This is a genomic window from Anaeromyxobacter oryzisoli, assembly GCF_022690765.1.
GTDB lineage: Bacteria > Myxococcota > Myxococcia > Myxococcales > Anaeromyxobacteraceae > Anaeromyxobacter > Anaeromyxobacter oryzisoli.
This window is the reverse complement of sequence record NZ_JALCZA010000006.1, coordinates 89,258-110,504: the sequence shown is the minus strand read 5'-3', so window position 1 is coordinate 110,504 and position 21,247 is coordinate 89,258. Positions and strand designations below refer to the sequence as shown.

At 72.3% G+C, this 21,247-nt stretch carries 18 protein-coding genes and 1 tRNA gene; 7 read left to right on the top strand and 12 right to left on the bottom strand.

What is annotated here, in order from left to right:
- Window positions 1-70: 70 nt before the first annotated feature.
- Both rtcA and MNZ27_RS03655 read right to left on the bottom strand, forming a co-directional pair.
- Window positions 71-1,102: an RNA 3'-terminal phosphate cyclase gene (rtcA, locus tag MNZ27_RS03660; RefSeq protein WP_308197904.1), complete on the bottom strand. Its 1,032-nt coding sequence runs from the start codon at window positions 1,100-1,102 to the stop codon at window positions 71-73.
- A gap of 3 nt (window positions 1,103-1,105) precedes the next feature.
- The gene (locus MNZ27_RS03655; protein ID WP_242392674.1) at window positions 1,106-2,344 is read right to left on the bottom strand and encodes an RtcB family protein; all 1,239 of its coding nucleotides are present in this window, start codon (window positions 2,342-2,344) and stop codon (window positions 1,106-1,108) included.
- A gap of 138 nt (window positions 2,345-2,482) precedes the next feature.
- Here MNZ27_RS03655 and rtcR point away from each other — a divergent pair, with 138 nt between their 5' ends.
- Entirely contained in the window at window positions 2,483-4,087 is a 1,605-nt protein-coding gene (gene rtcR, locus MNZ27_RS03650) for an RNA repair transcriptional activator RtcR (protein WP_242392673.1), read from the top strand.
- A gap of 122 nt (window positions 4,088-4,209) precedes the next feature.
- Here the strand turns inward: rtcR and MNZ27_RS03645 are convergent, their stop codons facing one another.
- Window positions 4,210-6,498 carry an SEC-C metal-binding domain-containing protein gene (locus MNZ27_RS03645; protein ID WP_242392672.1) on the bottom strand — a complete coding sequence of 763 codons (2,289 nt, stop codon included), beginning with the start codon at window positions 6,496-6,498 and terminating at the stop codon, window positions 4,210-4,212.
- A 143-nt stretch (window positions 6,499-6,641) separates the two neighbouring features.
- Between MNZ27_RS03645 and MNZ27_RS23885 the strand changes: the two genes are divergently transcribed.
- Both MNZ27_RS23885 and MNZ27_RS03635 read left to right on the top strand, forming a co-directional pair.
- Window positions 6,642-7,064, top strand: a complete 423-nt coding sequence (locus MNZ27_RS23885) for an MbcA/ParS/Xre antitoxin family protein (protein WP_308197903.1) — start codon at window positions 6,642-6,644, stop codon at window positions 7,062-7,064.
- A complete protein-coding gene (locus MNZ27_RS03635) occupies window positions 7,024-7,785 on the top strand; it encodes an RES family NAD+ phosphorylase (RefSeq protein WP_242392670.1) in 762 nt (253 codons plus the stop codon). The genes MNZ27_RS23885 and MNZ27_RS03635 overlap by 41 nt, the downstream gene beginning before the upstream one ends.
- 22 nt (window positions 7,786-7,807) lie before the next feature.
- Here MNZ27_RS03635 and MNZ27_RS03630 read toward each other — a convergent pair whose 3' ends face one another.
- Entirely contained in the window at window positions 7,808-8,659 is an 852-nt protein-coding gene (locus MNZ27_RS03630; protein ID WP_242392669.1) for an SDR family oxidoreductase, read from the bottom strand.
- Between the two features lie 360 nt (window positions 8,660-9,019).
- Here MNZ27_RS03630 and MNZ27_RS03625 point away from each other — a divergent pair, with 360 nt between their 5' ends.
- Entirely contained in the window at window positions 9,020-9,481 is a 462-nt protein-coding gene (locus tag MNZ27_RS03625) for a TolB-like translocation protein (RefSeq protein WP_242392668.1), read from the top strand.
- Between the two features lie 74 nt (window positions 9,482-9,555).
- Here MNZ27_RS03625 and MNZ27_RS03620 read toward each other — a convergent pair whose 3' ends face one another.
- From MNZ27_RS03620 to MNZ27_RS03585, 8 genes are all read right to left on the bottom strand, one after another.
- A complete protein-coding gene (locus tag MNZ27_RS03620) occupies window positions 9,556-9,717 on the bottom strand; it encodes a DUF5615 family PIN-like protein (protein WP_242392667.1) in 162 nt (53 codons plus the stop codon).
- Window positions 9,714-10,151, bottom strand: a complete 438-nt coding sequence (locus MNZ27_RS03615; protein WP_242392666.1) for a DUF433 domain-containing protein — start codon at window positions 10,149-10,151, stop codon at window positions 9,714-9,716. Before MNZ27_RS03615 ends, MNZ27_RS03620 begins: the two co-directional genes overlap by 4 nt.
- A gap of 656 nt (window positions 10,152-10,807) precedes the next feature.
- Window positions 10,808-10,880, bottom strand: a tRNA-Phe gene (locus MNZ27_RS03610).
- A 142-nt stretch (window positions 10,881-11,022) separates the two neighbouring features.
- Window positions 11,023-11,478, bottom strand: coding sequence for a hypothetical protein (locus tag MNZ27_RS03605; protein WP_242392665.1), 456 nt, complete (start codon window positions 11,476-11,478; stop codon window positions 11,023-11,025).
- Window positions 11,479-11,964: 486 nt separating this feature from the next.
- Window positions 11,965-12,729 (bottom strand): MXAN_5187 C-terminal domain-containing protein, encoded by a 765-nt coding sequence (locus tag MNZ27_RS03600; RefSeq protein WP_242392664.1) that lies wholly within the window; start codon window positions 12,727-12,729, stop codon window positions 11,965-11,967.
- Between the two features lie 73 nt (window positions 12,730-12,802).
- Complete coding sequence (lgt, locus tag MNZ27_RS03595; RefSeq protein WP_242392663.1) at window positions 12,803-13,882, bottom strand: prolipoprotein diacylglyceryl transferase; 1,080 nt, start codon at window positions 13,880-13,882, stop codon at window positions 12,803-12,805.
- Window positions 13,883-13,900: 18 nt separating this feature from the next.
- Complete coding sequence (lspA, locus tag MNZ27_RS03590) at window positions 13,901-14,518, bottom strand: signal peptidase II (protein ID WP_408629675.1); 618 nt, start codon at window positions 14,516-14,518, stop codon at window positions 13,901-13,903.
- Window positions 14,515-17,355, bottom strand: a complete 2,841-nt coding sequence (locus tag MNZ27_RS03585) for an isoleucine--tRNA ligase (RefSeq protein ID WP_242392661.1) — start codon at window positions 17,353-17,355, stop codon at window positions 14,515-14,517. Before MNZ27_RS03585 ends, lspA begins: the two co-directional genes overlap by 4 nt.
- A gap of 121 nt (window positions 17,356-17,476) precedes the next feature.
- On the opposite strand from MNZ27_RS03585, the gene MNZ27_RS03580 reads away from it, so the two are divergent.
- From MNZ27_RS03580 to MNZ27_RS03570, 3 genes are all read left to right on the top strand, one after another.
- The gene (locus MNZ27_RS03580) at window positions 17,477-18,469 is read left to right on the top strand and encodes a RimK family alpha-L-glutamate ligase (RefSeq protein WP_242392660.1); all 993 of its coding nucleotides are present in this window, start codon (window positions 17,477-17,479) and stop codon (window positions 18,467-18,469) included.
- 121 nt (window positions 18,470-18,590) lie between these two features.
- Window positions 18,591-19,256 (top strand): DsbA family oxidoreductase, encoded by a 666-nt coding sequence (locus MNZ27_RS03575; RefSeq protein ID WP_242392659.1) that lies wholly within the window; start codon window positions 18,591-18,593, stop codon window positions 19,254-19,256.
- Between the two features lie 297 nt (window positions 19,257-19,553).
- A complete protein-coding gene (locus MNZ27_RS03570) occupies window positions 19,554-21,083 on the top strand; it encodes a hypothetical protein (RefSeq protein ID WP_242392703.1) in 1,530 nt (509 codons plus the stop codon).
- The last annotated feature ends 164 nt before the right edge of the window (window positions 21,084-21,247 follow it).

Below are 21,247 nucleotides of genomic sequence, written 5' to 3'. Positions count from 1 at the left end.
GGAGGCCGACCGATGTCGGCGACCGCTGCTGGCATCTCCCACTGCGTCGAAGCTTCGGTGCCGCCTCGGCTCAGCGCCGGGAAGGCACCTCGATCTCCCAGGCGCGCTCACCCGCCGCGCGCACCTGGATGTCCGTGCCCAGGAACGTCCGGAGCAGCTCCGCGTGCGTCCGGGTGTGGCCGGTGGGCTCGAGCGTCCGGAAGACGCCGCCCTGGCCCAGCGCCATCGGCAGGAGGAGCTGATCCGCGAGGTGGCGACCGACGGGGACTCCGGCCGCGAGGTAGTCCGCCGCCTCGTCGGCCACCCTGGCCCCCACCCGCTCCGCCGAGACGCCGCGTTCCCCGAACCCGGTGAAGAGCTCGGTCACGTGTTCGCTCTCGATCTCGACGGTCACCACGTTCCCAGGCCCGACCGCCCTCCCGATCGACTCGATCCGGAGCGCCGACTCGTCCCAGCTCAGCTTCTCGCGGACCTGCTTCAGCTCCCGCTCCGCGATCGCGCGCGGCAGCATCACCACCACCGCCGTCGCACGGCGCCCCTTGATCTCGCCGCGCTCGCGCAGGTGGAGCCGCCCGAAGGTGCTCGCCGGCTCGATCGTCACGTGGAACCGTCCGCCCCCGGCAGGGAAGAAGCCGGGGCGCTCCAGGACGGCCTCGCACCGAGGCCCCATGCGCGCGACGAGCGGCAGGAAGACCCGCGCGAGGAAGTCGAAGGGCGGCGCCATGGGGTTGTGGGTCCCCCCTTCCACCGTCACCGTCGAGCGGCCGCCCGCGAGGGCGAGGGCGGGGAAGACCGTCTGGAGCACCAGCGTCGCGCTCCCCGCGGTCCCGACCGAGAAGCGGTAATCGCCCGCCCGGATCGCCTTCGGCTCGAAGGTGAGCTCGCGCGAGCCGACGTCCGCGCCGGCGACGCGCGCCTGCCCGACCTCGGCCGCCGCCTGGACGGCCGTGAGGTGCTGGCGCATGAGCCCCGGCCGCCTCCGGGCGGCGCGGATGTTCACGATCCGGAACGCCGTCCCGGTGACGAGCGAGAGGGCGAGCGACGATCGCAGGATCTGGCCGCCGCCCTCGCCCCGTGCACCGTCGATCTCGAGCATCGCCATGGCCTACCCCTTCACGCAGACGACCTGCCGCAGCGTGTGGAGCACCTCGACGAGGTCCCGCTGCGCGTGCATCACCGCGTCGATCGACTTGTAAGCCCCCGGCGTCTCGTCGAGCACGTCCGCGTCCTTGCGGCACTCGATCTCCGCCGTCGCGCGGGCGTGGTCCTCGAGCGTGAACGCCCTCTTCGCGGCCGTGCGGGACATCGCCCGGCCGGCGCCGTGGCTGCAGCTCGCGAACGCCTCCGGGTTCCCGAGCCCGCGGGTGATGTACGAGCGCGCGCCCATCGAGCCCGGGATGATCCCGAGGTCGCCGACCCGCGCCCGCACCGCGCCCTTCCGCGTCACGAGGACGTTCTTCCCGTAGTGCTCCTCCCGCGCGACGTAGTTGTGATGGCAGTCGATCCGCTCCCCCTCCAGCTGGAACGCCGGGAGGTGGCCGCAGCGCCCGAGGGCCTCCACGATCGCGTCCATCATGAGCTCGCGGTTCGCCGCCGCGAACTCCTGCGCCCACGTCACGGCGTGGAGGTAGTCCTCGAAGAGCGCCGTCCCGTCGGGGAAGTAGGCGAGGTCGGGATCGGGCAGGTCGAGGAACCAGCGCTTCGCCTCGCGCTTCGCCAGCTCGACGAAGTCCGTGCCGATGCGGTTCCCGACCCCGCGCGAGCCGGAGTGCAGCATGAGCCACACCTGCTCGGCCTCGTCGACGTTCACCTCGATGAAGTGGTTCCCGGTCCCGAGCGTACCGAGGTGCTCGAGCGTCGCGCCGCGATCGAGCTTGCGGTGCCGCGCCACGATCTCCTGGTAGCCGGGCTCGAGGCGCGACCACGCCGACGTCACCTGCGGCGGCGGGTTTCCCCACGCGCCCTTGTCGCCGCGGCCGCCGTGGTTCGTGCGGCCGTGCGGCACGGCGCGCTCGATGGCCTCGCGGAGCGGCTTCCGGTCCGCGGGCAGATCCGAGGCGCGCAACGTGGTGCGAACCGCCGTCATCCCGCAGCCGATGTCGACGCCGACCGCGGAGGGCATCACCGCGCCCGCGGTCGCGATGACCGAGCCGATCGTCGCGCCGAGCCCGGCGTGCACGTCCGGCATCACCGCGACCCACTTGAAGACGAAGGGGAGCGAGGCGACGCGCAGGACCTGCTCCCGCGCCTGCTCCTCGAACGGCACGCCGATCGTCCAGGACCGGATCGGCACGCCGCCGGGGACGTCCTGGATCTCGTGGGTGCGCTCGCTCTGCTCGGTCATGTCCGCCTCCATTCCCATCCTGCAGAGCAGGCGGCGTGCCAGCCGGGCGCGCGGAATTCCACGAGAGCTTTCGCGGGGCGCAGCCCGGTGTTTCTGGAATCCTTTATCTCAATGGATACGACTGCTAGAGCACTCGATATGACCCGTCGGAACACCGTCGTGGTGGGCCTGCTCGGCGCGACCCTCGACCTCGGGAAGCAGGCGAACCGGTGGGACCGGTGGCGGCCCACCGTCTCGCTCTGCCAGCACGAGGACCTCCTGGTCGACCGACTGGAGCTGCTCTCCCAGCGCCGGAACACGGCGCTCGCGAAGACCGTCGCCGAGGACATCGCCCGCGTGTCGCCGGAGACCGAGGTGGTCCACCGGAACATCGAGTTCGAGGACGCCTGGGAGCTCGAGGAGGTGTACGGAGCCCTCCTCGACTTCGCCCGCGCGTACCCGTGGGCGCCCGAGAGGGAGGACTACCTCGTCCACATCACGACGGGGACCCACATCGCCCAGATCTGCATGTTCCTCCTCGCCGAGGCGCACCACATCCCCGCGAGGCTCATCCAGACGTCTCCGCCGGCGCGATCGCAGGGTGGGCCCGAGGGCTCGTACACCATCATCGACCTCGACCTCTCGAAGTACGACCGCATCGCAGCGCGGTTCCGACGCGAGCAGAAGGAGGGCCTCTCGTTGCTGAAGTCGGGGATCGACACCCGCAACGCGGCGTTCAACCGGCTCGTCGAGCGGATCGAGCAGGTGGCGATCCGTTCCAGGGACCCGCTCCTCCTCATGGGGCCGACCGGCGCCGGGAAGTCGCAGCTCGCGCGGCGCATCTTCGAGCTCGAGAAGGCGCGCAGGCAGGTCGCCGGCGAGTTCGTCGAGGTGAACTGCGCGACGATCCGCGGCGACGGGGCGATGAGCGCGCTCTTCGGCCACGTGAAGGGCGCCTTCACCGGCGCTGTCGCGGATCGGCCCGGGCTCCTCCGCAAGGCGGACGGCGGGATCCTCTTCCTCGACGAGATCGGCGAGCTGGGCTCCGACGAGCAGTCGATGCTCCTGCGCGCGATCGAGGAGAAGGCGTTCTTCCCCGTGGGCTCCGACCGGGAGGTCCGGAGCGACTTCCAGCTCCTCGCCGGGACGAACCGCGACCTGCGCCGCGACGTCGAGCGCGGGCGGTTCCGGGAGGACCTCCTCGCCCGCATCGACCTCTGGGCGTTCCGGCTGCCGGGGTTGCGCGATCGTCCCGAGGACCTGGCGCCGAACCTCGATTACGAGCTCGATCGCTGGGCGCATCAGACCGGCGAGGCGGTCTCGTTCAGCCGCGAGGCGAAGGAGCGCTTCCTCGCGTTCGCGACGGGTTCGGGCGCGCTCTGGACCCGGAACTTCCGAGACTTCAACGCGGCGATCCGGCGGATGTCGACGCTCGCCTCCGGCGGGCGCATCACGCGCGAGCTCGTCGACGAGGAGGTGGAGCGGCTCCGCGACGCGTGGCGGCGCGACGGCGCCACGGGGTCGGACCTCGTCGACGAGGTCCTCGGCCGGCGCGCGGCGGAGCTCGACCCGTTCGACCGCGTCCAGCTCGAGGAGGTGATCCGCGTGTGCCGCGGCGCGCGCTCGCTCTCGGACGCCGGGCGCACCCTGTTCGCGGTGTCCCGCACGCGCAAGTCATCCTCGAACGACGCCGACCGGCTGCGGAAGTTCCTCGCCCGTCACGGGCTCGCCTGGAACGACGTCACGGCGCGAGCGGGGGGGTGATGGCGACGGTCGCGTGGATGAGCGGCGGCGAGCGGCTCCCGGAGACTATGCGGGCGTGAGCCCGCCGCAGGCGACGGAGCCCGCCACAGGGGTTCGAACCGCGACATGTCGGTTGATCCCGACTACTGGACCTCGAGCGCGCGTCGCAGGACGGAGACATCGAACCGCTGCTCCTCCGGCCGCCCCGCCTCGGCGTGCTCGATCTCCGCCAGCAGCAGCTCGAGGCTCTTCCTTGGCGCGCCCTTGCGCTTCGCCGCCTCGCGGGGCGTCAGCCCGCCGAGAGCCGGGATCTCCTCGTCGAGCCAGCGCTGGTAGTGCTCCGTCTGCATCCGCTTCACGACCTCGAGCACCTCCGGCGGCATGAACTCGGACGGCGCGGACCGAGCCCCGGGCTTCGCCCCTTCGGCGAGGTGGGCCACGGGATCGGCGTGCTCCCGGATCCGGAAGGACACGAGGGCACCGAGCCGCTCCGTGACGAGGCGACGCAGCCGGTCGGCCCGCTCGATCGAGTTGGTCTCGAGACGGAGGACGCCGCCTTCGAGGAGGGCGCGACCGATGAGCGTCGTCGGCAGCACGCCCTTGGCGTTCCCCTCCCGGACGAACGAGATGGTGACGACCCCGTCGTCCTCTCCCTCGTCTCGCCGCGCGTCGGGAAGGGCCACGAGCCCGCCGACCACCTCGTCGGCCTTCCCCGCCGCGACGTCGAGGCGATCGACGGTGAGCACGAGATCCTCGCCGTCGGTGTTCTGCAGCGTGGGCGGCGGGCGGGCATCCGACGCGTCCACGATCTCCTGCCAGACGCGGAAGAGCGTCCCGTCGGCGGTCGCCTCGCGAAGCTTCGCCGCCGGCACCTTCGCGGCGCGGACCCGGAGCGCCGAGCGGAGACGACGCCGCGCCTCGTCGCCCTCTCGCGGAGGGACGGATCGCAGGTGGCAGCCGGCGAGGATCGCGCGGCTCCCGAGCTCCAGGACGCGCGCGAGGAGCACGTCGCGCGGTCGCACCATGCGCGACGCGCTCTTCTCCTCGACCGTCCGCTCTCCGCCTGCGAGCACGTCGCGCAGCGTGATCGACCGTCCCGGCTCCGCGGAGACGACCTCGTGGTAGCTGAACCAGGCCGCGCGCTGTGCCTCGACGAGCGCCCGACCCTCCGCGTCGAGGGCGCCGCCGCGCTCCTCGAGGTAGAGGTCGAGCGCGGTCCTGCCGTCGAGGCCGCGATGGTGTCCGGACGACCAGCCGAGGAGCGACTGGGTGCACTCGAAGTCGAGGCCGAGCCGCGCCAGCGCTCCGTCGGGATCGAACGCGCGGCCCCAGCGCCGCCGCGCGAGCGCGAGCGCGTCCGCGGTGATCCGCTCGTCGAGCGCGTGGATGGGGTCGCGTTCGGCGAGCCGCCGAGCGCGGGCGCGGGCTTCCTCCACCTCGCGACCCGTGCCTCGTGCAGCCGCCTCGCGCTCCTCGTCCTCAGCGAGGTGGCACTTCTTGTACTTCCTGCCCGACCCGCACGGGCAGGGAGCGTTGCGCGGCGTCTTCGCCCGACCGGTGGCCGGGATCGGCTCCGGCACGAGCATCGGCTCGGCGAGCTCCTCGAGAAGCTCGTCGCCGTCGTCGTCTGGGAGGGACACACGCACGGTGATCGTTCGGCCGCCCGCCTCCGCGGTGATCTCGGCCTGGTCGGCGTCGTTGGGGCTACAGAGCTCGGCCACCGCCTCCAGGAGCGCCGCCGCGTCGAGCAGCTCCGGCGTCGTCGCCGGCCCACCCTGGCCCTTCCGGACCCGAATCGGCACCGGCAGGCGCGGCAGGCCGAACTCGTCGTCGAGCGCCGCCGCGGCCCACGCCGGCTCCTCGTCGAACGTGACCGCGAGCGCGGAAACGTTCCGCGTCTCCTTCATCCGTCCCTCGGACACGAGCGTGGCGACGCGATGGATCGACCCGGGCTCGTCGTAGAGCGCGATCCCGAATTCCTGGCCGCCGGCGCCCATGACCGAGGCCTCGGCGCGGCGCGTGCGGCCGCTCTCGGTGAGCGTGACCACGATCGGCTCCTCTGACTCCATGAGCTCCCACGGGCACGCGTTCCAGAACATGGCGCACGCGCCCAGGAACCGGACGAGGACGTCCATCTCCGGCCTGCCGGCCATCGGCCCGAGCGCGAGCCCGTACGCGAGCGTCGCCCGCGGGAGGAACACCGGCTCGGGGAGCGGAGCCGGCTCGAAGCCGAACGGCCGCGCCGCCTCCGCGAGGTCGGGCTCGCACCGAAGGCGCTGCCCGGCGTAGCGCTTCGCGATCGCGCCGAGCCCCTTCGCATCCGTGTGCGCGAGCTCCGGCGCGATCGGTCGGCCATTGGACTCGAGGCCGCCATAGGCATAGGACTTCCGGCCGCCTACTTCGAACGGCCCCAGGCGGAAGACGTGGACCATCCGCTGCATCTAGCAGGATGGGCAAACCGAGGCGAGGGCGCTGCCGCGGGCCCGGTTCCTCGCTTCCTCCGATCGAGCCTGTCCACTTTTCTGGGTACTTCCGGTTCCCGTAGGGGCTTACAGACGGTCTGCCGAGCTTGCAGATGAAAGATGATACGCCTATCCTTTCATGCGAAAGAGAGCCGACGATGCCCAGCTCCTCCGCCGCCATCAGTCCCCGCGCTGGTCCCATCCTCGCCAAGGCCCTGCTCCGAGCCGCTGAGCTACTCTCGGTGAACGATGCCGTCCTCGCGCAGATCATCGGCGTCAGCCCTGCCAGCGTCTCCCGGCTCCGCACCGCGACGCGCTCCATCGACCCGCAGACGAAGGAAGGAGAGCTCGCAGTCCTCTTCCTGCGGATGTATCGAAGCCTCGACGGCCTCATGAGCGGCAACCAGGACGCCGCGAACGCCTGGTTCAACGCAGAGAATCGGCACCTGCACGGCGTCCCGCGCGAGCTCGTGCGCACGGTTCAGGGTCTCACGCATGTCATCGAGTATCTGGACGCGATGCGGGCGAAGACTTAGCCCGCTCGTCGCCGAGCCCTGGCGAGCGGTCGAGTCCCAGCACATCATCTCGACGAGGAAGCTCGTCGACTCGACCGAAGAGCACGAGCTCCTCGAAGAGCTCATCGACGGCGCCAAGCCGCCTCCGCCGCGCGAGGCGGCTTTCGCAGCGCTTCACTACCTGCTCTTCACGCCGTTCCGTTATCCGCCCCTCCCGAACGGCTCCCGCTTCGGGACTCGCAGCGAGCGCGGCATCTGGTACGGCTCCGACACCATCGAGACCGCCCTCGCGGAGCGCGCGTACTACAAGCTCCTCGTTCACTCCGGGACCACCGCCCGGCTCCCGAGTCCCTTCACCGGACAGATCACCCTCTTCCAGGCGAAGGTGAACACGGAGCGCGGCGTCGATCTCTCGACTGGCCCCTTTGCTCCGCACCGCGCCCTCATCTCCTCGTCGACCGATTACAGCGTCAGCCAGCGGCTCGGCCACGAGATGCGCGACGACGACGTCCACGCGTTCCGCTACGTCTCGGCCCGAGATCCCGCCGTCGGAACCAACGTCGGCGTCTTCGACGCCGCCGCCTTCGCGCGCGCAGAGCCCACCGCCCAACAGGAGTGGTTCTTCACGCTCGGGCCCGACGCCGTCGAGTACGAGAAGAGGGACCTCATCGCCCCTGTCACGAAGACGTTCCCGAAGACCAGCTTCCTCGTGGATGGGGGATTACCGGAACCCGCGTTCTAGAGCCGCCCGGTCGCGGGGCCCGTCAAGCCGGCGCAACCTTCTTCTGCTCGGCGAGCCACTCGCCGAACCGGATCCTGCCCCGGGTGCATTCGGCTCGAGGCGTGTTCCAGCCGGCCCGGTAGCCCTCGAGGACGGCGCGAGCCCACGGGGCCGGCGAGGGGATGGCGGGGTCGCCGGAACCGAGCGCGTCGACGGAGACCGGGACGAGCGTCGCGGGGCGACCGGTCACGGACAGCCAGGTGGCCGCGAGCTCTCCCAGCGTCGCGACCTCGGGCCCCGCGATCTCCGGCGCGTCGCCGAGCAGCGCCCCGAGCGCGATCTCGACGAGGCGCTCGGCCACCTCGCGCTCGTCCACCGGCTGGAACCGGAGATCCGCGACGATGGGCGTCGGCACCGGCAGCGCGGCCGCCGCGCGCACCAGCCGATCGACCAACGAGTGGAACTGGGCCACGCGGACGATCGACCAGGGCACGCCGGAAGCTCGCACCGCGGCCTCGATCCGCACCTTCGAGCCGTAGAACGGGAGCGGGATCCGGTCGCACCCGATGATCGAGACGAACACGAGGTGGCGGACGCCGGCGTCGATGGCCGCGGCGAGCAGCCGGCGGGCTGCGCCGACGTCCGGGTCGCCTGCGCCCTTCGCGCTCGCGAGGTGGAGGACGGCGTGGATGTCCCGGAGCGCGGGCTCGAGCGCGTCGCTCAGCAGGTCCGCGCGCGACCATTCCACCGGCGTCGGCAGGTCTGGCGGGCGTTCGCGCCGGCTGAGGACGCGCAGCGCGGCGCCACCTCGCCGAGCGAGCGTAGTGACGACGTGCCGGCCGAGCGTCCCGGTCCCGCCGGTGACGAGGACGCGGCGCGCGGGCGTGTCGGGCACGGTTCCCCTCCTGTGTCGCGCCCGAGACGAGGCGACGACGGCCGCCGGCGCGGAGCGCAACCGCCACGGAGGACGTGTCCGCCGGACCGCGGCTTCGCCACGTCTTCGCCGGCTTCCCGAGCGCCACCTCGATCGGCGGGTGTGCCTCGCGTGATGCTCGGATGCTGGCCCTGCTCACCGGGATCCCCACGAATCACGATGCTCCCGGCTGGTTCACAGTGCGTCGAAGGTTCGGGTTGTCCATCCCGAGAGAGGGTGCGATTCTCGGCGGTCATGGGATCGTTAGCGCAGTTGCTCGCTGCGGGCCTCCTCGCTGCGACGCCCGTTGGCGGACTCCGACAGGAGCTGAGGCGCCTCGACGTGGACACGGCGCTCGTCTTGCCCACCTCCGCGCTCGACGACTATCCGATCTGGTCGCCGGACTCTCGTTACGTCGCCGGCAACGTGATGGGCACGTGGACCAAGGTCGACCTTCAACGGATCTCGCTCAGGGCCGCGACGTGGCGCGGAGGTGAACGCCTCGGTGTGATCGAGAACCGCGCAGCCGTTACGCCACTCGATCCGACTCTCGTGAAACAGTGGACGCCTCCAATCGAGCCGAGCCCGGATGTCGCCGAACGCGGCCCGATTCGGGTCGAATTCAGCCGCAAGGGACTGAGCACGGTGCTGGTCGTCACTCGCGACGGGAAGCCTCCACGGTTCGTCTCGAGCTCCGACTTTGAGACGTGCGGTGCGCCACGCATATCGCCGGACGGCCACATGGTTGCCTTCATCTGCGAGACCAACGGCCTCCTGGTGATGGCTCTAGATTCGGTTCGGTAGGTCAGGCTGGCACCGCGCAGGACGACGAGGGTACAGCTCGACCCCGCCGGCGAGGTGGAGGAAGTCCTCCGCGTTCATCGACGACGATCTGGTCGTGCTCCGTAGGCGTACGTCCAGACCTCGGGGTCCGTCGCGCCAGGCATCCCGATGTGCGCGACGTGGACGGCCGCGACGCCCTTCGCGGCGAGGCGCTGCACCAAAGACGGGGTGAGGTTCTCGTCGACGAGGACGTTCACCCGTCACCACGGACGAACTTCGGCCGCTTCTTCGGACGTCCCGGCGGGCGGCCGAGGGCGACGTACATCTTCGCGAACTCGACGTCCTCGGCCCGGAGCGCTGGATAGTCTTCGAGCAGATCGGCTATCGGCTCGCCCTTCCTGGCCCGATCCCCGACGAAGCGCACCGCGATGCGGGTGCCCTCGAAGACGGGCTCGCCGCCGAGGATCTCCGGACGCGAGACCACCCGGCTCCGGCCGCGGAGGAACGTGCCGACCCGCTCCTCCACCCGCCGCTCTACCTCGTCGGTGGGGAGGACGACCGGGACGTGGCCTTCCAGGACGAGGCGGTGGGCCTCGCGGCGCCAGTGGCCCGCGCGCTCCTTGTTCGTGGCGAGGAGGTCGAACAGCTCCTTCCGCAGCCGCTTGTCGAGCCCGACCGGCAGCTCGTGCACGATGACGAAGTAGACAACCTCCCTCGGGCCGAACCGCCGCCGCCCGCGCGAGCGCCCGCGCGCACGATCCGGGCGCCGAGCTCGTGGCGAATGGCCTTCTCCGGCGCGCCGGAGAGGACGGACGTCTCCTTGAGGGTGAGGGCGGCGGTGAGGCTTTCGGAAACCATGACCACGCTCCGGTCATGGTTCTATGGATGCGCGGGATGCCCCGGCAAGGCGTCCCGAGGTCGGCCCGCCCGCCGGGTGCATGCGCGGTCGGGCCGCCCTTCCGGCGTGGACGGCGACGGGACGCGCCGGACTCGGAACCAGCTCCGGATGGCAAGGTTTGCCGCCGGCTCGTTCGTCCACCGGAAGGCGCATCTCCTCTGCGACCACCACGGGGTCGAACGTGCTTCACGAGCAACCGGACGAGGACCTCCTCCGCCGTGACCGGGGGCGCTGCTCGCGTTGACCAGGGCCGGCGATGCTGAAGTCCTCCATTCCGCGGCGTCTCCGATTGTGAATCGGTAGCAGAGCCGGCGCGAACCGAGGTGAACGAGGAGAGTCGGGGGGACAGGCGTTCGCCTCGACGGACATCGACGAGTCGTCGTCCGGAAACAGTGAAGCCCCGCGGACTGCTCGGTCCACGGGGCTCCAGATGAACGGGCTAGGAAGTGTGCCTGGGGGCGGAATCGAACCACCGACACGGGGATTTTCAGTCCCCTGCTCTACCGACTGAGCTACCCAGGCGTCCTGCGTCACCACCGCGCCGCCGGAGCGGCGCGGGGTGCCCTTTTACGATCGCTCGGGCCCGAACGCAAATCGAAAACGCCCGCCGGGCGGCGGCTCGCCCCGGCGAACGCACGGCGCGACGCGGCAGCCGCGCAGCGGCTCACGGGGCGAGGGCGGACGCGGCGGAGGGCGCACGCGCGGACGCGGGGCCGTCGGGGCGCGGCGCTGGCATCGACGCGGGCACCGGCGCGGCGGTCGCCGGCTCGGCCGGTGCCAGGCTGGCGCTCGCGACGCGGGCGCGCTCGACCGAGCGCCGGCGCGCGGCGAGCTCCCGCCCGTCGCCGGGCCGGACGCGGAGGCGCGCCATCTCGGCGGCGTGCTCCTCGAGCGACGTGCAGGCGATCGCGGTGACGCTCTCGTGCCGCTCCCGCATCTCCCGCCAGAAGCGGACGCGGGCCTGGTCCACGAGGAGCCGCTCCTCGAGCGCGTCGAGCGTGGCCTCGAGGCTCCGCCGCTCCGCCGCCATCCGTGCTCGCCGGATCTCCGCGTCGCGCGGCGCGCACGCGACGACGAGGACGGAGGCGGCGAGCGCCGCGATGACGGCCTTCGGGTGCACGGCTGCGGGACCCCCGCTCCGGATCGCTCAGCGGAGGCACGTTGCGCACTCGCGTCCTTGCGGGACACCTCCTCGCATGAGTCGCCACCGCGCGGGTGAGGCCGCGCGCGCGACCAGGCTGGAGCGCCGCCGGGACCGTTCGAGGTGCGCTCGGCCGGCCTTCGACCCTGCGGCCGGGGCGCGACCTCTGCGCTCGGGCCGAACGGGGGAAACGCGCCGGAGGGTTGAAGCACCCGGTTGCAGCCAGCGTCGCACGCCACGCGCGGAGGGCGGCACCGAAAGCGCGTGCGGCTCCTGCACGTCCCCGAGGACCACGCGTCGCGCTCGGGCGCATCCGCGCGGCGTCAATCCGGCGCGCCACGGTGAACTCCGGCGAGAGCTCGAGGATGGTGGCGGCCGCCGCTTCGACGCTCAGTCGGACCGAGCGGCCCGAGCCTGCGCGACGCGCAGGAGAAAGGGCGAGCGCCGCGCGGAGGCCGCGAAGCGTCACACCTTCGGGATGGCCTTCAGCACGGCCTTCCCGTTCTTCACCTCGACCTTGAAGTCCACCGAGCGCGCCTTGTACTTCGCCATCAGCTCCGGCACCTGCTTCGAGACAGTGCGCGCCACGGCCTCGTAGGTGAGCCGCGACACGTCCTCGTTACAGCTCTTCTTCGCGGCGACGTACGCGTCGTACAGCGCCCTGAGCTGCGCCTCGCCGCCCGACGAGCCGGCCGCCGCGGGGCGTGCCGCTGCGGGCGCGCCGGGCTTCGGCCCGGATCCGCTCGGCGCCGTCGGCAATGTGGCGGCGGGCGCAGGGGTTGGCGCGCCCGCCGTCCCGGCGGCCGTCGCCGGCGCGGGCGCCTCCTCCCCGGGGCGCCGCCGCGCCTTGACGACATCGCGCCGGTACGTCCCCTCCTCCTTCTCCCGCGCGTGCCGCAGCCAGAGCCGCTCGTACGAGAGGTAGCGCGCGTGCAGCGACTGGATCTTGAACCGGAGGCCGGCGTTCCGGGTGAAGGCGCCCTTGAGGCGGAGGATCTTCTTCTTCACGTCCTCGCGCCACTTCACCGGCTCGCGCCGCTCGACGCCGAGGAAGTACTGCTCGTAGCGGGCCTTCAGCCCCTCGAGCTCCTCCTCGAGGGCCTGGGCTTCCTCGGCGAGCTGGTCGTTCTGGTGGCGGCGGTCCTGGGCCGGATCCGGGGCGGCGAGCGACGACCCGGGGCGACCGGGCGCGCCGGGCCGGCCGGGCGGCATCTGCGGAGGGAGCGGCACGGCGCGGAGTGTATCGGCGCCGACGGCCGGCGATCAACGCTCGGCGACCGCGCGCGCCCGGCGCGCGCCGCGCCTACATCGCCCCAGCCGCGCGCGCCACCGCCGGGCGCCGGCGCGCCAAGGCCCAGAGCGCCGCGCCCACCCCGAAGATCACGAGCGAGGTCCACTGGCCCGCGCCGAGCCCGAGGTACACCCCGCGCTCCACGTCGCCGCGGAACACCTCCACCGTCCAGCGCAGCACCGCGTAGAGGAGGAGCCAGCTCGCGAGGACCTGGCCGTGGAACCGCTTCCGGGGGCGCACCACGAAGGCGAGGAGGAGGAAGAGGCCGAGCTCGCCGAGCGACTCGTAGAGCTGGGTAGGGTGGAGCGGCAGCGTGGTCGCGCCGTCGGCGGCGAGGAACGCGCCGGGGTTCGCGCGGGCGGCGAACGTCTGGTACGCGAGCGACTGGGGCGGGAAACGCGCCGCCCACGGGAGGTGCTCGGACGCGACGCCGCCCCAGCAGCAGCCCGCGCAGAAGCAGCCGAGCCGCCCGAAGAAGTGACCGATCGCGACCGACGGGATGATCGTGTCGGCGTAGGCGAGGAACGGCATGCCGTGGCGCCGCATGTAGAGCCAGGCGGTGAGGGCGGCCCCGATGAAGCCGCCGTAGAACACGAGCCCGCCCTCCCAGATGGCGAGGACCCGGGGGATCCGGCCGAGCGCGGTGTCGGCGAGGAAGCCGGGGCCGAAGTAGTCGCCCCAGTTCACCAGGATGAAGTAGACGCGGCTCCCCACCAGCGCGGAGACGAGGATCCAGAAGGCGAGGTCGCCGATCCGCTCCGCGTCCTGGCCGCGCCGCCGCGCCTCGCGCTGCGCGAGCCAGACCCCGGCGAGGAACCCGGTGGCGATGAGGAGGCCGTAGGAGTGGACCGGCAGGACCAGCTCGCCCGCGAGGACGCCGGACCGCCGGAGGGCGGCGACGATCGCGGCCAGCACCGCGGCGAAGAGGAGCTCGCCCTTGATCGCCCGGACGGCCGGGAGCCGCTCGCCCTCGCGGGCGGCCGCGCGGACCGCGGCGACGAGGCGGACGACGACGATCGCGAGGGCAGCGAGGATCGCGACCGGGGTCCCCCAGCCCGCGGGGATCACGACACGGAACAGGACGGGCAGCATGGCGGACGGCCCCCGCGGTCAGGCCCGGGAGGGCGCGCGCCCCTCGCCCGCGACGGGGAGCGGCTCCTTCTTCGCGCCGGGGTGGAGCACGAGCATCGCGACGCCCACCACGATGAGCGAGTCGGCGATGTTGAAGGTGGGCCAGCGGATGTCGGTCCGGTTCCACCAGTACCACTCGATGAAGTCGATCACGTACCGGCGGGCGAGCCGGTCCACGAAGTTCCCCACCGCGCCGGCGAGGACGAACGCGAGCGCGACCTGGAGGAAGCGCTGATCCTGCCGGAGCCGCCGGTAGTAGTAGAGGATGAACCCGACGGCCCCGAGGGAGACGAGCGTGAAGAAGCCGTTCCGGATCTCCGGCGGCAGGGTGCGGAACATCCCCCACGCGGCGCCGGGGTTCTCGACGTAGTTCATCCGCCACAGCGGCCGGACCACGTAGTACGGCTCGGTCGCGAGCGGCTCGAGGTGCCGGTACGCGTAGAACCCGCGGACCTTCTCGAGGAGCCCATGGTCGCCGCCGCGGTCGAACACGACCGTGAGCCGCTCGACCGCCAGGAACTTGGTCCACTGGTCGGCGACGAGGCAGAGCGCGAACAGGAGGCCGAGGAGCCTCCACTTCGAGAGCGGCTTCATCATGAGAGGGCGTCCGCGCACTTCGCGCAGATGGTCGGGTGGCGCGGGTCCTGGCCGACGTCGTCCCGGTAGATCCAGCAGCGCTCGCACTTCACGCCGCCCGCCGGCACGACCTCCACGGCGAGCGGCCCGTCGGCGAGGGTCACCTTCGAGACGATGAAGAGCGAGGGCAGCTCCGCCCGCGCCTCCTCGAGGAGCCGCCGCTGCTCGCCCTCCGCGTGCACGGTGACCGCCGCCTCGAGCGGCGCGCCGATGAGCTTCGCCCGGCGGGCCTCCTCGAGCTTCCCCTGCACGACCGCCCGCACCTCGAAGAGCTTCCCGTAGCGCTCCTCGAGCGTCGCGGCGTCCGCGGGCTTCTCGCGCCGCGGGAGGCCGGCGAGGAAGACGCTCTCGGCGGAGCGGCCGGGGAGGAAGCCCCAGGCCTCGCTCGAGGTGAAGGAGAGGATCGGCGCGAGGAGGCGGACGAGGTCCTCGGCGATCGCGTGCAGGACGGTCTGGGCGGAGCGGCGGGCCTTCCCGCTCTCCTTCCAGGTGTACAGCCGGTCCTTGATCACGTCGAAGTAGAGGGCCGAGAGCTCGACCGCGCAGAACTCCATGGTCGCGTGGTAGGCGACGTGGAACTCGTAGTCCTCGTACGCCTTCGTCACCTTCTCGTCCCAGGCGACGAGCCGCGCGAGGGCCCACCGGTCGATGGGGAGGAGCTCGTCCACCGGCACCGCGTCCTTCGCCGGGTCGAAGCCGTCGAGCGCGCCGAGCGCCCAGCGGATGGTGTTGCGGATCTTGCGGTAGCCCTCGGCGAGGCCGGCGAGGATCTCGTCGCCGATCCGCACGTCGTCGCGGTAGTCCACCGCCGACACCCACAGCCGGAGGATGTCCGCGCCGTACTTCTTGATGACCTCCTCAGGCGCGACGGTGTTCCCGATGCTCTTCGACATCGCCCGGCCCTGCCCGTCGAGGACGAAGCCGTGGGTGAGCACCGCCCGGTAGGGCGCGCCGCCGCGGAGGGTGACCGAGGTGAGGAGCGACGAGTGGAACCAGCCGCGGTGCTGGTCGGAGCCCTCGAGGTAGAGGTCCACCGGGACCCCGAGCCCCTCCTTCTCGACGACCGCCGCCCAGGACACGCCCGAGTCAAACCACACGTCGAGGATGTCCTGCTCCCGGCGGAACGTGGTCCCGCCGCAGGCGCACTTCTCGTCCTTGATGAACTCCTTCGGCTCCCGCCGGTACCAGGCCTCGATCCCCTCCGCCTCGAAGGCGGAGGCGACCCGGTCCATCACCGCCTGCGAGAGGAGCGGCTCGTTGCACTGCTCGCAGTAGAAGACCGGGATCGGGACCCCCCAGGTCCGCTGGCGCGAGAGGCACCAGTCCGGGCGGTTCTCGATCATGTTGTGGATGCGCTCGCGGCCCCAGTGCGGGATCCACCGGACCCGGTCGATCTCGGCGAGGGTGGTCTTCCGCAGGTCGGCGTGGTCGAGGGAGAGGAACCACTGGTCCGTCGCCCGGAACACCACCGGGTTGTGGCAGCGCCAGCAGTGCGGGTAGCTGTGCCGGAGGGTCGCCTTCGGATCCGAGAGGAGGTGCCCGGACGCGTGGAGGTCCTTCACGATCTCGGGGTTCGCCTCGAAGATCTTCCGCCCCACGTACTTGCCGGCCTCGGCGGTGAACCGCCCGGCGCCGTCCACCGGGTTCACGATGGGGAGGTGGTAGCGGAGGCCGACCGCGTAGTCCTCCTGCCCGTGCCCGGTCGCGGTGTGGACGAGGCCGGTGCCGGCCTCGAGCGTCACGTGCTCGCCGAGGATGACCGGCCCCTCGCGATCCATGAACGGGTGGCGGTAGCGGAGCCCCTCGAGCGCCTTCCCCTCGAACGACGCGAGCACCCGCTCCGGGTGGGCGAGCCGCTCGGCGAGGACGGTGCCGCCGCCGCCGGTCGCCGCCTCGTGCGCCTCGGGCGAGTGCGCCGCGGGGACGTCGCCCACCGCGAGCTCGCCCGGCGCGACCTCGGCGAGGAACGGGACGAGCAGGTCCTTCGCGACCACGAGGACGGTGCCGGCGAGGTCGTAGGCGACGTAGGTGAAGTCCGGGTGCGCCGCGATGGCGAGGTTCGCGGGGAGGGTCCAGGGCGTCGTCGTCCAGATGACGAGGCGCGCCTTGCGGCCCGCGAGCTTCGGCGAGGGGAGCGGCGAGACGAGGTCGAACGCGACGAGGATCGAGGGCGAGGTGTGGTCCTCGTACTCGACCTCGGCCTCGGCGAGCGCGGTCCGGTCGGTGATGCACCAGTAGACCGGCTTCTTCCCGCGGTAGAGGAAGCCCTTCTCCGCCGCCCGCGCGAAGCACCGGACGATCTCGGCCTCGTAGCCGCGGGACATCGTCTCGTAGGGCGTCGCCCACCGGCCGAAGACGCCGAGCCGCACGAAGGACGTGCGCTGCTTGTCGATCCAGCGCTGCGCGTACTTCCGGCACGCCTCGATGATCGCCGGCCGGTCCATCTCCCGCTTCTTCGGCCCGAGCTCCTTGTCGACCTTCAGCTCGATGGGGAGGCCGTGGCAGTCCCAGCCCGGGATGTAGTCCGCGACCTCGCCGGCGAGGTTGCGGTACTTCACGATGATGTCCTTCAGGACCTTGTTGAGGGCGTGGCCGATGTGGATGTCGCCGTTGGCGTACGGCGGGCCGTCGTGGAGCACGAAGCGCCGCGCGCCGGGGCGGCCGGCGTTCAGGGCGACGAGCCGCTGGAAGATCGCTTGCTCTTCCCACTGACGCAGGATCTCGGGCTCGCGCTGCGGGAGGTTCGCCTTCATGGCGAACCCGGTCTTCGGGAGGTGAACGGTGCTTTTGTAGTCCACGGGTCTTTTGCCTCGGAAAGACAAGGGTTCTAGCAGCCGGGGGGCCCCCGATCAACGAACCCTTGCGGCCGGCGCGCCCGCGTTGCGGCCCAGGCGAGGGGCCGCTAACCTTCGCCACCCCATGCCGCCCGGCAAGAAGAGCCCCGCTCGCACCCGCCGCGCATCGGCCCACGCGCCCGCCGCGCAGGAGGGGCTCGGCGTCATCATCCTCTCCCGCAACGAGAAGCTCTACTCGACCCGGCGGCTCGTCGAGGCGGCGTGGGCGCTCGGCCACGCGCCGCGCGTGCTCGACACCCTCCGCTGCAACATGGTCCTCGGCCGGGATCGCCCCCGGCTCCTCTACCGCGGCGGGGAGATCCTCGCGACCGACGTCCACGTCGCCATCCCGCGCATCGGCGCGTCGATCACCGGGTACGGCCTGTCGGTGGTGAACCAGCTCGACCTCATGGGCGTGCCGGTCCTGAACAACGCGATCCCCATCGCCCGCTCGCGCGACAAGCTCCGCGCCCTCCAGTTCCTCTCCCGCTTCGGCATCGACATCCCGCGGACCGTGATGTGCCGCTACCGCGAGGAGGTGCCGGAGGCGGTGGAGCTGGTGGGGGGCCTCCCCTGCATCATCAAGCTGCTCCAGGGCACCCAGGGGGTCGGCGTGATGATCGCGAACACGCGCAAGGAGGTCGAGGGGCTGCTCGACACGCTGTGGACCCTCGGGCAGGAGATCCTCCTCCAGGAGCTCGTCGCCGAGTCGCGCGGGAAGGACGTGCGGGCGCTGGTGGTCGGTGACCGCGTGGTGGCCGCCATGCGGCGCACCGCACGCGCCGGGGAGTTCCGCTCGAACATCCACCGCGGCGGCGTCGCCGAGCCGCTCGACCTCGACCGGGAGTACTCCGAGACCGCCGTCAAGGCGGCGCGGGTGATGGGGCTCGAGGTCGCCGGCGTGGACATGCTCGAGGCGCGCACCGGGCCGATGATCATGGAGGTGAACTCCTCCCCGGGGTTCGAGGGGCTCGAGGCCGCGACCGGGAAGGACATCGCCACCGCCTACGTGCAGCACGCGGTGGAGTACGCACACGCCCGCCACTCCGGCTACGCCGGCGGCCACCTGGTGCGCTGACGGCGCCGGTCGTCCCCACGGACCGCCCGCTCGCACCATGAGTGACCTGCGCGCCTGACGAGCAGGCGTCCGTCCGCCGCTTCTCCCGATCGGGTGCCGCAAGTAGAATCCGCGGCCGACCGTGCCCCGGACCCGCCACACCGAGCCCATCCCGCTCGTCCTCTACGAGGATCCGCTCTCGCCCTGGTGCCTCGTCGCCGAGCGGCGGGTCCGCGCCGCGATGGACGATCTCGCCGGCGGCTTCGCCTTGACGCTCGCGTCATTCCCGACGCGGGTGGACGACGACCGCGCCATGTCGCGGGGCGAGCTGCGGGAGCTCGCCCGGTCCGCGCGCAAGGCCGCCAAGGAGCCGGAGGCGGCCGGCACGGTCCCGGATCTCTGGCTCTCGCGCGATCCGCCGCTCACCTCGCTCCCGGCGCTCAACGCCCTCGCGGCCGCCCGCCTCCAGGGGAAGAGCCACGAGGCCGCCCTCCGCGCCGCGATCCGCGAGGCCGCCCTCTTCCGCGGCCTCAACGTCTCGCGGACCGACGTCCTCCTCGAGCTCGCCGAGCGCGCCGGCCTCGACCTCGCCCACTTCAGCGGCGCGCTCGTCGCGCCGGCGACGGCGCGCAGGGTTCGCGAGTCCGTGGACGAGGCGATCGACCGCGGGATCCGCGGCGCGCCCGCCCTCGTCATCGCCGACGAGTGGCTCGTCGCCGGCGCACGCCCGGCGGACGAGTACCGGACGATCCTCCGCCGCTACACCAGGTCGCGGCTCGGCCTCGCACCCCGCCGTACGTTGCACTAGTACTGCTCCGCACGACTCATGAGCCAGTCGCCTCGGTGTGCTCCGCAAGCACACCCGCATACCGCGCGTGCGGCTCGGGCTCCCGACGACGCGCGGTACGAGCTCCCCGCCGGCTCGCGCCCATTTGCGCGGTGCTCCGTGCCATGGCGGCACACCGTCACCGTGACGCGCGGCGGCAACCCATTGGATTTCCGCTGGGTGGAACGCGGCACGCCCGCTGCTAACATGCCCGCGCTGAATCCCGCGCGCGGCCGCTCCGTCTCCTCGCGTGCGTCCCCATCTCGAAGGAGCCACCGCATGAAGCGACTCGTCCTGCTCGCCCCGACCCTGCTGGTCGCGACGGGCTGCGTGGTCGTGCCCGCCCGCTACGAGGCGACGAGCACGAGCTACGTCCCACCGGCGCCGGAGGCCGCGCCGGTGGAGATCTGGTACGCCGGCCCGCACTTCATCCCCGACGGCCGCGGCGGCGGCTGGTGCTACGAGCAAGGCGGGCACCAGCACGACTACTACCCGGACCAGCCGCAGCTCTACGTGCAGGAGGACGGCTACTACTCGTACCGTGGCCCGTGGCAGTTCACCTACTACGCGGGGCATCCGCTCCCTCGCGGCGGGTGGTGCTACCTCCGCGGCCCGCACGTCCACGACTACTACCCGCCGGCCGGGCGGGAGTGGACCTGGCGCCGTGGCGAGGGCTACGTCTACCAGGGCCCGTACCGGGCGAACCGTCCACCTCCGGTGAGCTACTGGCCCGCGCCTGCCCCGCGCCCCGCGCCCGTGCGCCTGCCGCCGCGGCCCGCGCCGCGGCCTGCGCCGTATCCGGTCGCTTCCCCTCGGCCCATCCCGCAGCCCTCCCCGCGACCCTCTCCGGTGGTGACGCCGGCGCCCGCTCCGGCCCCGTACCCGAGCTATCCGCCGGCGCGCGACGAGCGCGGTCGCTGGGTCGACGCGCCCGGCCACGGGAGCGTCCCGCCGGGTCACGGTGGCGTGCCCCCCGGTCAGCTCGGCCGCGACGATCGCGGTCGCTACGATGATCGACGTCCAGGCTGGGATCGCCAGGACGATCGGGCACGCTTCGACGACCGTCGCCCCGGGCAGGAGCGCCAGGACGACCGCGTTCGCTTCGACGACCGTCGCGCCGGGCAGGATCGCCAGGACGACCGCGCTCGCTTCGACGATCGTCGCCCCGGGCAGGATCGCCAGGACGACCGCGTTCGCTTCGACGATCGTCGCCCCGGGCAGGACCGCCAGGACGACCGCGCACGCTTCGACGACCGTCGCGCCGGGCAGGACCGCCAGAACGACCGAGCTCGCTTCGACGATCGTCGCCCCGGGCAGGATCGCCAGGACGACCGCGCCCGCTTCGACGACCGCCGCCCGAACCAGGGGCAGGATCGCCAGGACGACCGCGCTCGCTTCGACGACCGCCGCCCTGGGCAGGAGCGTCAGGACGACCGCGCTCGCTTCGACGACCGCCGCCCGAACCAGGGGCAGGATCGCCAGGACGACCGCGCCCGTTTCGACGATCGCCGCCCGAACCAGGGGCGTCAGGATGATCGCGGGCGGGTGCCCGCCGCGACGCCGGTTCGCGACGACCGCTCCGCCCGGCCGGGCGACTTCCCAGGCAGAGCGGCGGCGTCCCAGCCGGCTCCGGTCTCGCAGCCGGGTCCGGCCCAGCCGTCACCGGTTCACGCCGCGACGCCCGTGACGGGCCCGGCGCCCGGCAACGGCCGCGGGAACGGCCGCGCCGAGCGGCCGGGGCAGCGGAGCGAGCCGCAGCAGGGCCGGGGCAACGGCAACGGACGTGGAAACGGCCGCGCCGACCGCTAGCGCTCCAGGTCAGCACCGCATCATCGAGGGCCGCCTCCGGGCGGCCCTTTTCTTTTGGTGCGGGTGCGGCCGCCCTTCGCTCGCCGCCGCAAGCGCCGGGCCGGCGTTCGTTCGCCTGCCCCCCATGGGGATGAACTTGCTGTCTTAGCAAGGACGAGGCTAGC